This is a genomic window from Spirosoma spitsbergense DSM 19989 (assembly GCF_000374085.1).
Taxonomy (GTDB): domain Bacteria; phylum Bacteroidota; class Bacteroidia; order Cytophagales; family Spirosomataceae; genus Spirosoma; species Spirosoma spitsbergense.
Genome location: NZ_KB893546.1, coordinates 57,685 through 72,449 on the forward strand (window position 1 = coordinate 57,685; position 14,765 = coordinate 72,449).

Below are 14,765 nucleotides of genomic sequence, written 5' to 3' on the forward strand. Positions count from 1 at the left end.
GATACGCGCAGTAACGAATCGATGCCTGCAAAAATCGTCCGGTTTGTTGGGGTAGTTACCCATCAGCATCAGGTCGATAGCTGATGTATGTCAGCACCTGTCCGACAAAATCCGGCCACTTTTGGGGAAATCATTCCAACTATGGCTCCCGTCTCTGCCCCTGCCGAAACCCTTGCTACTACCACGCCCTGTTACCACTGCGGAACGCTCTGTTTGCCCGGTGCTGACCCCGTGCTTTTTCAGGGTAAATCTTTTTGCTGCACCGGCTGCCGGGAGGTGTACGCGCTGCTCAGCGAACATCAGCTTTGCCAATACTACACCTTAAATCCTGCACCGGGCACATTGGTCGAACCAGCCTCCGGCACCACGCCCCAACTTGACCGGCTGGCTTATCTGGACCATGCCGACGTGATTGCCCAGTTGCTCGATTTTAAGGGCGAACATGTGGCGCACGTTACTTTTTTTGTGCCCGCCATTCACTGCTCATCCTGTTTGTGGCTGCTCGAACACTTTTACCGGCTCGAACCGGGCATTACCCAGACCCGCGTCGATTTCCTTAAAAAGCAGGTGCATCTGGTTTATGACCCGGCGCAGGTGTCACTGCGGCAGGTGGTCGAGCGGCTCACCTCGCTGGGCTACGAACCGCTCATCAGTCTAAATGATGTGGTGAAAGAAGGCGCTAAGCCTGCGTATCGCTCTCTGCTGTACCGACTGGCGGTGGCGGGGTTCTGCGCGGGTAATGTCATGCTGTTCAGCTTTCCCGACTACCTCGGTCTCGATGATCCGAACTTTAAACACCTCTTCGGGCTGCTCAACCTGCTCCTGGCCACGCCCGTCGTATTTTATTCGGGTTCGGGCTATTTTACGTCGGTCTGGAAAAGCCTGCGCCGGGGCCAGATCAACATCGATGTACCTATTCTGCTGGGTATTTTAGTAGCTTATTTCCGGGGAACCTACGAGGTGCTGGCGCTGGGTGGGGCGGGGTATTTCGACTCTGTTACGGGTCTGGTTTTCTTTTTGCTGTGTGGTAAATGGTTTCAGCAGCGCACCTACGATTTTCTATCGTTCGAGCGCGACTATAAATCCTATTTCCCACTGGCCGTGTCGCGACTGACGGGCGGTAGTGAGGGGGAACAGGACGCACCAGTCCCGGTAGCTGATCTCAGAAAAGGCGACCGTATTCGGGTGCGGCACGGTGAGCTGATTCCTGCCGACGGGCTGCTGTACCGGGGAACGGGCCTGATCGACTATTCGTTTGTAACGGGCGAGTCGGAGCCGGAACCCAAAACGACGGGGGCGTTACTTTACGCGGGCGGGCGACAAACTGGCGGCAGCATCGACCTCGAACTCGTCCGAAACATGTCGCAGAGCTACCTCACTCAACTCTGGAACAACGAAGCGTTTAGCCCGGAAAAAGCCAATTTAACCAAAAGCTTTGCCGATGCCGTGGGGACGTATTTTACCGTCAGCGTGCTGATTATAGCTACCCTCGTGGGTTCGTACTGGTATGGCTGGATGGAGCAACCCGGTACGGCGGTCAATGCCTTTACGGCTATTCTGATCGTGGCCTGCCCCTGCGTGTTGTCATTGTCGTATCCGGTAGCTCTGGGTCATGGGCTTCGGCTGCTGGGCAAACGGGGCCTGTATCTCAAAAATGCCGATGTGATCGAACAACTAACACACTGCGACACCGTTGTTTTCGATAAAACCGGTACACTGACCCAGGGAACGGGCGAACCGGAACACCTAACCAGAGCGAATCGGGGCACCGATCCGCAACAACCTAAAACGAAAAGACAGGCGAATACGGGGGGCGTTGCCGAAGTATTCTCGCCCCCTCTGACTGATTTCGAGCGGGCCATGATCCGGTCGCTGGTCGTACAGTCGGCGCACCCGCTTAGCCGACGGCTGGCGCAGTCGCTGGGCGATTGTCCACCCGTTCTGACGGAAGAGATTACCGAATTGCCCGGGCAGGGGCTGGTAGGCCTGGTCGACGACCGGATCGTAAAAGTAGGGAGTGCCGGGTTTACCGATGCCCCCACCGGACAAACTGACTCGTCGGTGGTACACGTCCGTATCGAGGGGGGCTACCGGGGGTATTTCCAGCTGGCTTCCCAACTCCGGTCCGGCCTAACCACGATGCTCACGGCCCTTAACCGGAGTAACCTCAACCTGTATCTGCTGTCGGGCGACACCGATTCCGCCCGCGCTGACTTACGACCCTGGTTTGCCGATTCGGCGATGCAGTTCGGGTGCAGCCCCGATGATAAGCTTCGCTTTATCCGGGCCTTGCAGGAGCGTGGCCACCGGGTGCTGATGGTGGGCGACGGGCTGAATGATGCCGGTGCGCTCAAACAGGCCGACGTGGGCATTGCCGTCACGGATAATACCCTCCGGTTCACACCCGCGAGTGATGCCATTCTGGAGAGCGATTCGCTACCGCAACTACCCGAATTTCTGCGGTATAGCCGTTTTGGTCTGCGCCTGATCCGGGTTAGTTTCGGCGTATCGCTCCTATATAATGTGGTGGGATTATCGTTTGCGGCAGCGGGGCACCTCTCGCCCATCGTAGCCGCCGTACTGATGCCGCTCAGTTCAGCCACGATGGTGCTGATTGCTACGGTGGGGATGCGGTGGGGGGAAGGGCGTTTTTCAACCGACGCTACGCTGTCCGGACCCATACGGGGCACGGACTAACTCTGTATTGATATCGGGGTTACATGTACGCTTCGTCGCGGCCGGTGCGGAGCCGGATAACGCCCACCTTATCGAGCAACCGGATGAGCGGGTAGGCCGGGTCGAATTCGTGCCAGCGGAACCCGCCGAAGTTGGCCCGCCCGCCAAATTTATGGTGATTGTTGTGGTACGATTCGCCCATCATCAAAAAATCGAACGGCAGTAGGTTTCTGGCCGTATCGTTCACCGCAAAGTTAGTGTAGCCGTAGCGGTGGGCATACCAGTTGATAATCGCTCCGTGTACCGGTCCCATCAAAAAATGCACCGGCAGGAGCAGAAAAAACCAGAATGAGGGCGCAAAAGCAACGTAGATAAGCGTGTAGGCCACCATCCAGCCCAGCCGCACCAGCCATCGGTCGCCGAGCCGTTCCATAAACCGCCAGTTGGGAACGCCTTTTTTGAAGCGGGCGGCAATCTGGTCACGGTTGTTGAGGATGTCGTTGTAATAAATCCTGGTTTTCCACATCATGTCGAACAGGTTTTTGGAAAATTCCGGCGAGTGCGGGTCGGCTTCGGTGTCGGCGTGAGCGTGGTGGAGCCGGTGCATGATGCCGTAGGCACGTGGACTCAAAAAAGACGATCCCTGCGTAATGAACGTGAGGGTGTAGAAAAATTTTTCCCAGCGCGGACTCATCGTGAACATCTGGTGGGCCGCGTAGCGGTGGAGAAAAAACGTCTGCATCAGCACCGATGTGTACCAGTGCGCGGCAAAAAAAGCGATAATAAGCATGAAAACGGAGACGGTGAGTAACAAGGTATAAATCTTCTTCAAATCAAATTCAGCCCCATCAATTCGCTGAGTACGGCCTGGCAGCGATCCTGAACGCCAGAACATTCAGTGGCTAAATCGGTGATGGGATCATGCTTCCCTGTTCTGGCGACGAAATGGGTATCGGGGCAGGGTTGGGGCGGCTGGGGCAGGGAGCAAAGCCCCCCGCTACAGACTACTTCGCTGCGAAGCTGATAGATGCGGGTCTTAAGCTGCTGCAACTGGCCCGATAAGGCGGTGAGCCGGGCCGGATTCCGGGGCGTGGCGGGGTCGGTCAGGTCGGTCAGGAGCGATAGTAACTGATCGACTTCGCCTTCGCTGGCGAGGAGGGTACCGGCCCAGCGCAGATGAAGCTGACGGCAGGTATACAGGGTATCGAATGAATGGGTCATCGTCGTTGCGTTAATGGACGGACAATATTCCCCCGGCGTTGGTAGCCTTATCCTGACGCGCAGCAGATGTCGGGCTGATTCTGGTCAGCCAGGGGGCTGTACCTGACCGTAATCAGGCGGGCACCTGACCTGTCTCATCCCGCCCGGGGCGGGTGTCTGGTATGTTTGCATCAGGTACTTATACGCCCTTACTCATGCACGTACTATTCTTTATGATCGGAATTAGTCTGACAATGGCCCTGGGGTTTCTGGCGGCGTTTGTGTGGTCGCTCCGTACCGGTCAGCAGGATGATTTATATACGCCCTCGCTGCGCATACTGACCGATGACGAACCGCTGTCCAATCCATCGCTCACCGAAACAAACCCGACCGTTTCCAAGTCATGAACGCATCCATCGAATTACCGCCCCTCACCGTCCGCCACCCGCAATCCGTTAGCCCCGACCGCTTTGCCTACGACAACCGCACTGTCCGCGACTTCGCCATTGCCACCATCATCTGGGGTATCATCGGAATGGTCGTGGGCCTGCTTGCCGCTACCCAGTTGTTTTACCCGGCCGCTAACCTGGGTAGCCAGTACACTACCTTCGGACGCATCCGGCCCCTGCACACCAACGCCGTTATTTTTGCCTTCGTGGGGAACGCCATTTTTATGGGTGTGTATTACTCACTCCAGCGGCTCTGCAAAGCCCGCATGTATTCGGACATGCTCAGCAAAATCCATTTTTGGGGCTGGCAACTCATTATCCTTTCGGCAGTAGCTACGCTGCCGCTGGGGATGACGAGCTCTAAAGAATATGCCGAACTCGAATGGCCCATCGACATCGCCATTACGCTGATCTGGGTTGTGTTTGGCATCAACATGTTCGGTACCATCATCAAACGGCGCGAACGGCACCTGTATGTGGCCATCTGGTTCTACATTGCCACTTTCGTAACGGTTGCCGTGCTGCACATTGTCAACTCGATGGCCGTGCCGGTCAGCTTTCTTAAAAGCTATTCGCTCTACGCCGGGGTGCAGGACGCGCTGGTGCAATGGTGGTACGGTCACAATGCGGTGGCGTTTTTTCTAACCACGCCCTATCTGGGCATGATGTACTATTTTCTGCCTAAAATGGCCAATCGACCTATCTACTCCTATAAACTGTCGATTCTGCACTTCTGGGCCCTGATTTTCATCTACATCTGGGCCGGACCGCACCACCTGCTCTACAGTTCGCTGCCCGACTGGGCGCAGTCGCTGGGCGTGGTGTTTTCCATCATGCTCATTGCACCTTCGTGGGGCGGCATGATCAACGGCCTGCTCACCCTGCGCGGAGCCTGGGACAAAGTGCGGGAAGATGCCATTCTGAAGTTTATGGTCGTGGGCCTGACTGCCTACGGTATGGCCACCTTCGAGGGGCCACTGCTCTCGCTCAAAAACGTGAACGGCATTGCTCACTTCACCGACTGGATTGTAGCGCACGTCCATGTAGGTGCCTTGGGCTGGAATGGCTTCCTGACCTTTGCCATGCTATACTGGCTCATCCCGAAGATGTACCATACGCCCCTGTTCTCAAAAAAACTACTCAATGCGCACTTCTGGATTGGTACGCTCGGCATTCTGTTCTACGCCATTCCGATGTACATATCGGGCTTCACGCAGGGGATGATGTGGAAAGAGTTCACGCCGGAGGGGACTCTGCGCTACAGCAATTTTCTCGAAACCACGCTGCGGTTGCTGCCCATGCACCGGATGCGCGCCATTGGTGGCGTACTGTATCTGGCCGGGGCCATTATGATGGCGTATAACCTCTTCAAAACCATGGCGGCCGGGACGCTCATGGCCAACGAACCCGCCGAGGCCATGCCGCTTACCAAAGCCTACACGCCCACGGGCAACGATACCTACTGGCACCGCTGGATTGAGCGGAAGCCCATTCCACTGCTTGTGGCTTCGCTGATAGTCATTCTGATTGGAACAGTTATCGAGATGGTACCCACGTTCATGGTCGAGAGCAACGTACCGACCATTGCTGCCGTGCAACCCTATACCGCTCTTGAAGTAGAAGGCCGCGATCTGTATATTCGCGAGGGCTGCGTAAACTGCCATAGTCAGATGATCCGGCCGTTTCGCTCCGAAACCGAACGCTATGGCGACTACTCCAAGGCGGGCGAGTTTGTGTATGATCACCCGTTTTTGTGGGGCAGCAAACGCACCGGCCCCGACCTGCACCGCGAGGGGGGGAAGTACCCCAACGCCTGGCATTACCACCACATGCGCGAACCTGCGTCGATGTCGCCCGGCTCAATCATGCCGCCCTATCCCTGGCTGCTGACGCAGGAACTAGACGTATCGCAGACGGCCAGCAAGCTGAAAGCGCTCAAAAGCGTAGGTGTTCCCTACGACGAAGTCGCCATCCGAAACGCTACCGATGACCTTGGTAAACAGGCCAGAACCATCAGTGCCCAACTGGCACAGGATGGCATCAAGGTGGGTGGAGACCGGGAAATTGTGGCCCTCATCGCCTATCTGCAACGGCTCGGTACGGATATCAAGAAAATGGAAACATCTCAAAAATAGCGTTGGGCCTGTGGCGCGGAGCGTAGGGTTTTGTACGCTGCACTCCCGTGCCCTAAGCCCCGCGCCCCAAGCCTTATGTTCAAACAATTCATCTCCCGCATTCCCGGCGCCGACCTGTACATGGTCGGGTCGTTCCTGACATTCTTTCTATTTTTTGTGCTGGTGGGCCTGTACTTATGGCTGGCCGACAAAAAACACATCGACCAGATGAGCCGATTGCCCCTCAGCGATTCATGTCCTACTGATGCTACCGACTATCAATCATGAACATACACTCTGTCTTACTGCAAACGTCTCCGTCCATCTGGTCTGTTCAGTCGGGGGAGGAACTACTGCTGCTCCTGGTGGCATTGGTGCTGCTGGCGGGTATGGTGATCGTATGCATCGTGGCTATCTACCTGCTGATCATCCTGCGCAAGGCTCTGGAACCAACGACAAAGGCTGTTACTGAACCCCCCGCCGAGCCGCGCCCATTCTGGCAGCGCATTACGGGAATGCGTCCCATGAGCCGTGAGCATGAACTGGTCATGAACCACGCCTACGACGATATTTACGAACTCGACAACCCCACGCCCCCGTGGTTTATGGGCCTGTTCTACAGCACTATTGGTTTTGGGGTTGTTTACCTGCTGGTTTTTCACGTTCTGAACATCGGTGACCTGCAAACTGCCGAGTACAAACAGGAAGTGGCCGTTGCCGAGGTGCAGCGAGCCGCTTATATCCAGAAAGTGGCTGGCTCAATCAATGAGAACACGGTGGCTCTGGTGCGTGATACGCCCTCGCTCGAAGCCGGTAAAGCACTCTTTAGCCAAAACTGCGTCGCCTGTCACGGGCAGCAGGGCGAAGGGGGTGTTGGCCCCAATCTGACGGACCCCTACTGGCTGCACGGCGGCTCGGTTAAAGCACTGTTTCATACAATCAACGAGGGCGTACCCGAAAAAGGCATGATGTCCTGGAAAAAGCAGTTTAATCCTCTTCAGGTGCAGCAGGTGGCCAGCTACATCCTGTCGTTGCAAGGTACCAGCCCCGCCAATGCCAAAGCACCACAGGGCGAGAAAGCAGACACCCGGACTGTTGCTGCCCGGTAAAAACTACCCATTATGAACACACCAGAACCAGGTCCCGTAACGGACGATTATTTCCGCTCGCACCTGCCCAATCAGGGGGCGGATGGAGGACGCCAATGGGTGTATTCTAAATCCACATCGGGGCGGTTTACGCGCTGGCGTACCGTTCTGGCCGTGGGGCTGCTGGCTGCTTTATTTGCCGGCCCGTTTGTGTGGGTCGATGGGCATCCGCTGTTTCTGTTCAACGTGCTCGAACGGCGGTTTATCTTTTTCGGGGTCACGTTCTGGCCGCAGGATTTCTATCTGGTTGCCATTGGCCTTATCACCTTCATTGTGTTCATTGCCTTATTTACGGTGGTGTTTGGGCGGGTATTCTGTGGTTGGGCCTGTCCGCAAACGATTTTCATGGAGATGGTCTTTCGCCGGATCGAAACGTGGATTGAAGGGGACTACAAGGCCCGCCAACGACTCGATAACGGCCCCTGGACGGGCGAGAAAATCAGTAAAAAAGCGATTAAACACCTGTTCTTTTTTCTGATTTCGTTCGGTATCGCCAATACCTTTCTGGCTTACCTGATCGGCCGCGATGCGTGGTTGCCGCTGGTGACGGATAACCCGGCCCGGCACATGGCCGGTCTAACCGCCATGCTGGCCTTTACCGGCGTTTTTTACGGGGTATTTGCGTATCTGCGCGAAATTGTCTGCACCACCATCTGCCCCTACGGTCGCCTGCAAAGTGTACTCCTGGACAAACACTCGCTCATCGTCGCCTACGATTACATTCGGGGGGAGCCACGCGGTAAGATCAGAAAAGCCACCGTTGCCGCCCAGCCAAAAGGCGATTGTGTGGACTGCAACCTCTGCGTTCACGTGTGCCCAACGGGGATCGACATTCGCAACGGAACCCAGATGGAATGCATCAACTGCACGGCCTGTATGGATGCCTGCGACGAGGTGATGACCAAAATCGACCGCCCGTTGGGGCTGATTCGGATGGATTCGCAGCAGGGCATCGAGACCCGGAAGCCGTTTCGCATTACGGGGCGCGTTTGGTCCTATTCCGGAGTACTACTGGCCCTGGTGGGGGTGCTGGTTTACCTGCTGGTAAGTCGCCCGGCCCTGGACGTAACAATTCTGCGGGCACCGGGGCAGTTGTTTCAGCGTGAAGCGGACGGGCGCATCTCGAACCTATACTCCCTCGAAGTTATCAACAAAACGTATCATGAACTGCCCGTATCGTTCCGGGTCAGTGAACCGGGGGCACTGCTGAGGTTCGTTCAGCCGCTGACCATTGCCCGGCCCGGCGAACAAACCAAAACCATGTTTTTTATATCGCTACCCGCGAAAAACATTCGCCAAGGTAGTACACCGGTCGAGATCAGGGTCGTTTCTGAGGGGGAAATTATCGACCATATCGACACCAGCTTTCTGGGACCGGAAAATTAATTATGAATGAGTGAATAGCTGACGCACTCGTCTACTCGCGTCAGCCCACCTACACCAGCTTTTCACTCTTTCACTTTTCGCTCTTTCACGCATTAAATTTATGAACTGGGGAAAATCAATCGTACTGGTCTTTATCGTCTTTGCCGGGTTTATCGGCACCATGGTCTATTGGATGACCCGCGAACGCATCGATCTCGTCCGCGATGATTATTACCAGGACGAGATTGCCTACCAGCACCAAATCGACCGACTCCGCCGAACGGCCCATGCTGCGGTAGTCATTGGGGTGCGCTACCAACCGGAGCGGCAACAGGTGACCTTCACCCTGCCCGATTCACTCCAAAAAGCAACCCTCACCTTTTACCGCCCCGCCGACCGCCGGGCCGATGTGAGGCTGGTTGTTACCCCGCCGTACTCGGCCCGTAAAATCGTATCGACGGCACACCTGGCCAAAGGATACTGGCGCGTTCAGTGTGCCTGGTCCGATGGTCGGCAGGAGTATTATAACGAAACTGATTTATTCATCGAATAAGCCCTGAAACAATGACTTTATGGCTCCTGACGGCACTGATTACGGGGTTTGCGGGTAGCCTGCACTGCGTGGGTATGTGTGGGCCCCTGGCCATGGCGCTGCCCGTAGGGCGGTTGCCCCTGGCGCAGCGAAAGCTGGGCGTAGGGCTGTACCATGGAGCACGGCTGCTGGCCTATGCGGGGTTGGGTGGGGTAGTGGGTAGTCTGGGTCAGGGTTTTCTGCTGGTGGGAATGCAGCGGCCTCTGGCCATCGGCGCAGGCTTGTTTTTACTAATCTGGCTGCTGCTACGGCGGTATGCTGCCAAACTGCCAACGGTCCTGCCCGGGCGATGGATAAGCCGGTCGATGGGTCGGTTTCTGCGTGAACCTTCTCTGCGGGCGTTTACAGGGTTGGGCTTTCTGAACGGACTGCTGCCCTGCGGCTCGGTTTATCTGGCCCTGATTGGTGCGTTGACAACCCCCTCGCCAATGGCTGGAGCGGTATATTTACTGGTGTTCGGGTTGGGAACGCTGCCCGCCATGCTGTCGGTGCCACTGTTGGTTAGCCGACTACCCGTGCGATGGCGGCAACGGATGGCGGGTAACCTCCCGCTCATTACGTTGTTTCTGGCTTTGTTGCTGTTAGTGCGCGGAGTAGGCCTGCCTAGCGCTGGAAGCCGCCAATCAGATCCGGACGACATTCCGGTGTGTCATGGGACGGCCAAAAACTGGCCCGGCAAGTTGCTGGCCCGGTAAGTGGTCAACTTTAGGGTTGTGTGCGAATGTCTCGCTGGCGGGTGTATGCTGGGTTGACTTGTATAAATAAAGGCTGGCTGCGTCATACGGTTGTGCGGATTTTTCTTCGATAAGATCTATGACCATGAATCCAGCCTTTATCGATACCGCTGGGATGGATGGGCCAGCTTGTGATTTGGCTTTTTCGCTTATCAAACTTTAATGAATAGCCTGAAGCTGCTTTGAAACAGCAGTGAGCACAGTATCATTAGGCATACCTTCGTACCGCCACAACTCGACACCCTGTCGCACCAGTACAAGCGCAGGTAAATGGGTTACAGTGAAACTGCGTATCACTTCGGGATAGATGGCTTCGTCTAGTTGGATAATACGTAATGATTCATCAGGAAAACCAGGTAAGGAGTTAATCAGTGTTCTTAAAGCAGCCCGTTGCGGAGGGTCAGGTGGCAAAAATACGAGTAGGACGGCTGTTTTTGCCGGAACTAAGATGGGCAATACTCTATTGGTTTTCATAGTTGCGTAAGCATAGAAGTTGTTCGTTGCTTTGGTTGATATAAAATTGGCTGTTTCACAAACCAGGGCAACTGATGTAGATCAGTAGATTGGATGATTGTCTGATTTTTGCCCGGAAATAGGCGTAAATTCGGGAAAATGTACGCTGTTGTTTTCCTTAAGTATTCGTTAATTATTCAGGTCCGTCATGCCATTACTCACTGAACAATATTCAAATACACTCACCGAATTGCTCTTTGAGAAAACTGACGAGTTTGTGGGTGTCTATGACCTGGTCAACAAGCGATTTGTCCGCGTTAACCAGGCCGGTGTACGGATGCTGGGTTTCCCGTCAGAAGCAGCTCTGCTGAATGATCCTGTCCGGTCACGCTCGGTCCGGTACCCACCTCTGAACGACGAAAGCCTTGGTAGCCTGATTGCCCGGATCATTGCAACCGGTACCCATCAGGAACAGACCGAGGTGCGTCGACAGGATGGACAGACGTTCTGGGGGCAACTCACGACTACGGCATTTTCGGTTCATGACAGTTCCTACGCGCTCATCCGGCTGGTCGACCAGGTGAGACTCCACCAGGCCGAACGGGACCTGGAACACAGCGTCCGGCGGAACGAAGCCATCTTTTCCAGCGCTACGATTGGTATCGTCGTTTGTGACCGGGCCGGGCAGATCGTGTCGGCTAACCGGCTGGCTCATCAGTTGTTTGGTTACGCTGACAATGGGCTGATGAGCCAGACCATTGAACAACTCGTACCAACAGGCGTGAGTCATTACCACAAGAAACTCCGACACTCCTTCAATGAAAATCCACAGGTACGGGCCATGGGCCAAAACCGAGATCTGCAAGCGCAACGCGCTGACGGATCGGTGTTTCCGATAGAGATCAGTCTCAGTTATTTTCAGCTCGATGAAGAGTTATTTGTGGTAGCTTACATCATCGACATCACGTTCAAAAAAGAATCTGAACGGCAACTGCTGGCGCATAAAGACCATATTGAACAACTCAATTCTGCCCTCGAACAAAAAGTAGCCGACCGTACCCACGCACTCATGAATACGCTGGAGCAACTGGAGCAGTCGAAAGATGAACTGGCCCGTGCGCTAGCCGCTGAACAGGAATTGGGGGAGTTGAAATCGCGCTTTGTGTCGATGGCTTCCCATGAGTTCAGAACACCTCTGACGGCGGTGCTAACCTCGGCTACACTCATCGAGAAATACCCCGGTGGCGACCAGCAGGACAAGCGGCAAAAGCACATCGACCGCATTCGTAGTTCGGTCAAAAATCTGAACGATATTCTGGAAGAGTTCCTGTCGCTCGGCAAGCTGGAAGCGGGCAAACTTGTCGCACAGCCCGTGCGGGTTCAACTGAATCAGTTTATAGCTGAAACGGTAGCCGATATGCGGCTTATGCTCAAACCCGGTCAAACCATCGAAACCCACCTGAACGGGCCAGACTCCGCCTGGCTCGATCCGTCGATGCTTCAGAAAACGCTGATCAATTTACTCTCCAATGCCATTAAGTACTCCGAACCGGGATCGGCAATCAAGGTGGTTGTCTCTGTCGTCCGGCAGCAGTTAATCCTGAGCGTTGCCGACCAGGGGATGGGCATTTCAAAAGACGATCAGCGACATCTGTTCGAGCGATTTTTTCGCGCCAAGAATGCCACCAACGTCAACGGAACAGGGCTTGGACTGCACATCGTTGGTCGATACGTCGACCTGATGGGCGGTACCGTTAGCCTGACCAGCGAACTAAACGAAGGAACAACTGTCACCATAACCCTACCTTATGAAAACCATACTGTTAATTGAAGATAACGAGGTTATCCGCGAAAACACCGCCGAGATTCTTGAACTGACCGGCTACGAGGTACATACTGCCGAAAACGGCAAAATCGGGGTTGAGAAAGCCCTGAAAGTCAAACCCGATCTGGTCATCTGCGACATCATGATGCCCGTGTTGGATGGCTACGGCGTCCTCCATATTTTTAACAAAAACCCCCAGCTGACGGGTATTCCGTTTATTTTTCTGACCGCTAAAAGCGAACGGTCCGACTTTCGAAAAGGCATGGAGCTTGGCGCCGACGATTATTTGATGAAGCCCTTTGAGGAGTCGGAACTGCTCAGCGCCGTGGAAGGCCGCCTGAACCGGTTTCAGACGTTGCGGGCCGACTATGACTTACAACAAAACGGGCTGGACGAGTTTATGAACGACGCGGCCCGGCGTGTGGGTACGCTCCAGAACCTGCCAGACGACCGGAAAGTACACGTCATTCGTAAAAAGCAATACCTCTACACGGAGGGCGATACCCCCACAAAGTTGTTTTTTTTACAAACAGGCCGGATAAAAACGGTTCGTACCAACTCAGACGGTAAGGAACTCATTACGGGGTTGTATCATCCGGGTGAATTCTTCGGCTATTTTGCCCTGCTCAACGGCACCGATTATACCGACTCGGCCATCACGCTCGACGATTCAGAACTGGTGTTAATTCCCGAAACAGATTTTCGGCAGTTGATGGATACTAATCCCGATGTGAGCCGGCAATTTATCAGCCTGCTGGCCGGACGCATGGCCGAACGCGAAAGCCAGCTGATTGGCATGGCATACAGTTCCCTCCGTCGGCGTGTGGCCGACACGCTGTTGAGGCTACACGAGCAGCAGCCTGACCCCCTTATTCAACTCTCACGCGATGACCTGGCTGCTGTGATCGGTACGGCCACCGAATCGTTAATCCGCATATTGAGTGAGTTTAAGCAGGACGGGCTAATCGAGATGGATTCTTCCGGTAGTTTTCGGGTAGTGGAACCCAACAAACTCCGCCGGGCCAACTGGTAAGGCCCTGCCCGGCAATGGAGACTGACGGGTATCAGCGCGTGGCCTGACCCAACTCAGCCCCGGCTACAGGAAGCGATTTTACTTTTGCAGACCAACCTGATTCTCCGTTAGCGCATGAAAACCGCTCTTTACGTAACCGATGGCTCCGTCGATTCGGCACTTCTACTTCGTGCCTGGCTAACCAGACAGCCCACTAATTTTTGCCGAATAACCGTTGTGCTGCCTTACAGCATTAGCCCAGACGAACCACTTCATAAAGATGTGCTGCGTCCGGTCAAAGAAAAGGCGTTAACCCTACTACAAAACTGGCAGTCAATGTTGGGTGACAGCCAGATATGGCCAATGGCACTTGAACCCTTCTTTGCCACCCCCGAACACGCCCTGACCATTTATCTGTTGCTTCGGCATTACGATTACTGGCTTACGGACAACAACCCCAGCCCGTGTGGTACAGAATTAATAACCCACACCTCGACCCAGCGAACCCATCTGGCGGCCGTTTCTACATATGCCGACGGGTATAGCGTACCGCTGAATGAAACCACGCTGGAATCACCGGCGGTCCAATAGTGGTCTGGGGCTGATAGCCTTGGTACTAACTACTGAGAGGTAGGCCCGGAGGGTGAAATCGGGTTTACGAACGACTTGTCTGGTATCTACCCGTATAACTAGTGTTGCTTAAAGTTTAAGTAGTCGGGTACAACTTGTGTAGCTTGATCCGGGCATCTTTGGCGGTGAACAGCCAGTTAGCTTTAGCTTGTTTGGCGTTCCGTTTCGTTTGCCACGCATTGATTTCCGCTCCCAGTAACTCTTTAGTAGCCAGATGTCGATTCAAACAATCACGTTGTAAAATAGATAGCTCGATTTCGGCCATGTCCAGCCAACTACCATGTTTGGGTGTGTAAACAAACCGCTCGGGCCTTTAGATTTACCCCGTTGTGCGATTCCAAGATAGTCGTGTAACTTAAAGCCCTCACAAACTGTGAGAAACCAACCCCGGTGGGACACCTTAGCGCTCGGGCCAGGCAAAACCTATGGGCCGATTGAAGCCCCACCGGGTTCTTAACTCTTCAACTCAAATAGAAATGCGGGCCGCAGACCCATTAGCAAGGTAATGAGTTGAGTTAAACGTTGGTCGATATCCATTTTAACTAAGTCAAAAATATGCTTTTTACT

At 54.6% G+C, this 14,765-nt stretch carries 14 protein-coding genes and 1 pseudogene; 11 read left to right on the plus strand and 4 right to left on the minus strand.

Going from position 1 to position 14,765, the window contains the following annotated elements; all coding sequences use genetic code 11:
* Positions 1-141 precede the first annotated feature (141 nt).
* Complete coding sequence (locus tag B157_RS0115800; RefSeq protein WP_020604273.1) at positions 142-2,697, plus strand: heavy metal translocating P-type ATPase; 2,556 nt, start codon at positions 142-144, stop codon at positions 2,695-2,697.
* Between the two features lie 19 nt (positions 2,698-2,716).
* On the opposite strand, the gene B157_RS0115805 is transcribed toward B157_RS0115800, so the two are convergent.
* Together B157_RS0115805 and B157_RS0115810 are read right to left on the minus strand one after the other, a co-directional pair.
* Complete coding sequence (locus B157_RS0115805; protein WP_020604274.1) at positions 2,717-3,466, minus strand: acyl-CoA desaturase; 750 nt, start codon at positions 3,464-3,466, stop codon at positions 2,717-2,719.
* A gap of 38 nt (positions 3,467-3,504) precedes the next feature.
* Positions 3,505-3,897, minus strand: a complete 393-nt coding sequence (locus B157_RS0115810) for a hypothetical protein (protein ID WP_020604275.1) — start codon at positions 3,895-3,897, stop codon at positions 3,505-3,507.
* Between the two features lie 194 nt (positions 3,898-4,091).
* Between B157_RS0115810 and ccoS the strand changes: the two genes are divergently transcribed.
* The 7 genes from ccoS to B157_RS0115845 all read left to right on the plus strand — a co-directional run bounded on the left by ccoS (position 4,092) and on the right by B157_RS0115845 (position 10,239).
* Positions 4,092-4,283 (plus strand): cbb3-type cytochrome oxidase assembly protein CcoS, encoded by a 192-nt coding sequence (ccoS, locus tag B157_RS35480; protein WP_041952137.1) that lies wholly within the window; start codon positions 4,092-4,094, stop codon positions 4,281-4,283.
* Positions 4,280-6,460 carry a cytochrome-c oxidase, cbb3-type subunit I gene (gene ccoN / locus B157_RS0115820; protein ID WP_020604277.1) on the plus strand — a complete coding sequence of 727 codons (2,181 nt, stop codon included), beginning with the start codon at positions 4,280-4,282 and terminating at the stop codon, positions 6,458-6,460. The genes ccoS and ccoN overlap by 4 nt, the downstream gene beginning before the upstream one ends.
* Before the next feature lie 75 nt (positions 6,461-6,535).
* Entirely contained in the window at positions 6,536-6,727 is a 192-nt protein-coding gene (locus B157_RS0115825) for a hypothetical protein (protein WP_020604278.1), read from the plus strand.
* Positions 6,724-7,548 carry a cbb3-type cytochrome c oxidase N-terminal domain-containing protein gene (locus tag B157_RS0115830; protein WP_020604279.1) on the plus strand — a complete coding sequence of 275 codons (825 nt, stop codon included), beginning with the start codon at positions 6,724-6,726 and terminating at the stop codon, positions 7,546-7,548. The genes B157_RS0115825 and B157_RS0115830 overlap by 4 nt, the downstream gene beginning before the upstream one ends.
* Positions 7,549-7,560: 12 nt before the next feature.
* Complete coding sequence (ccoG, locus tag B157_RS0115835; RefSeq protein ID WP_020604280.1) at positions 7,561-8,973, plus strand: cytochrome c oxidase accessory protein CcoG; 1,413 nt, start codon at positions 7,561-7,563, stop codon at positions 8,971-8,973.
* Positions 8,974-9,073: 100 nt separating this feature from the next.
* Positions 9,074-9,505 carry a FixH family protein gene (locus B157_RS0115840; RefSeq protein ID WP_020604281.1) on the plus strand — a complete coding sequence of 144 codons (432 nt, stop codon included), beginning with the start codon at positions 9,074-9,076 and terminating at the stop codon, positions 9,503-9,505.
* A gap of 11 nt (positions 9,506-9,516) precedes the next feature.
* On the plus strand, positions 9,517-10,239 hold the full coding sequence (locus tag B157_RS0115845; RefSeq protein WP_020604282.1) for a sulfite exporter TauE/SafE family protein: 723 nt from the start codon (positions 9,517-9,519) through the stop codon (positions 10,237-10,239).
* Between the two features lie 198 nt (positions 10,240-10,437).
* Here B157_RS0115845 and B157_RS0115850 read toward each other — a convergent pair whose 3' ends face one another.
* On the minus strand, positions 10,438-10,752 hold the full coding sequence (locus B157_RS0115850; RefSeq protein ID WP_020604283.1) for a hypothetical protein: 315 nt from the start codon (positions 10,750-10,752) through the stop codon (positions 10,438-10,440).
* 187 nt (positions 10,753-10,939) lie between these two features.
* On the opposite strand from B157_RS0115850, the gene B157_RS0115855 reads away from it, so the two are divergent.
* From B157_RS0115855 to B157_RS0115865, 3 genes are all read left to right on the plus strand, one after another.
* Positions 10,940-12,562 (plus strand): sensor histidine kinase, encoded by a 1,623-nt coding sequence (locus B157_RS0115855; protein WP_020604284.1) that lies wholly within the window; start codon positions 10,940-10,942, stop codon positions 12,560-12,562.
* The gene (locus B157_RS0115860; RefSeq protein WP_020604285.1) at positions 12,540-13,589 is read left to right on the plus strand and encodes a response regulator; all 1,050 of its coding nucleotides are present in this window, start codon (positions 12,540-12,542) and stop codon (positions 13,587-13,589) included. Before B157_RS0115855 ends, B157_RS0115860 begins: the two co-directional genes overlap by 23 nt.
* A gap of 114 nt (positions 13,590-13,703) precedes the next feature.
* On the plus strand, positions 13,704-14,159 hold the full coding sequence (locus tag B157_RS0115865; protein WP_020604286.1) for a hypothetical protein: 456 nt from the start codon (positions 13,704-13,706) through the stop codon (positions 14,157-14,159).
* A 115-nt stretch (positions 14,160-14,274) separates the two neighbouring features.
* Here the strand turns inward: B157_RS0115865 and B157_RS0115870 are convergent.
* Positions 14,275-14,499 (minus strand): annotated as a pseudogene (locus B157_RS0115870) (IS630 family transposase); the annotation flags it as partial.
* Positions 14,500-14,765 lie beyond the last annotated feature (266 nt).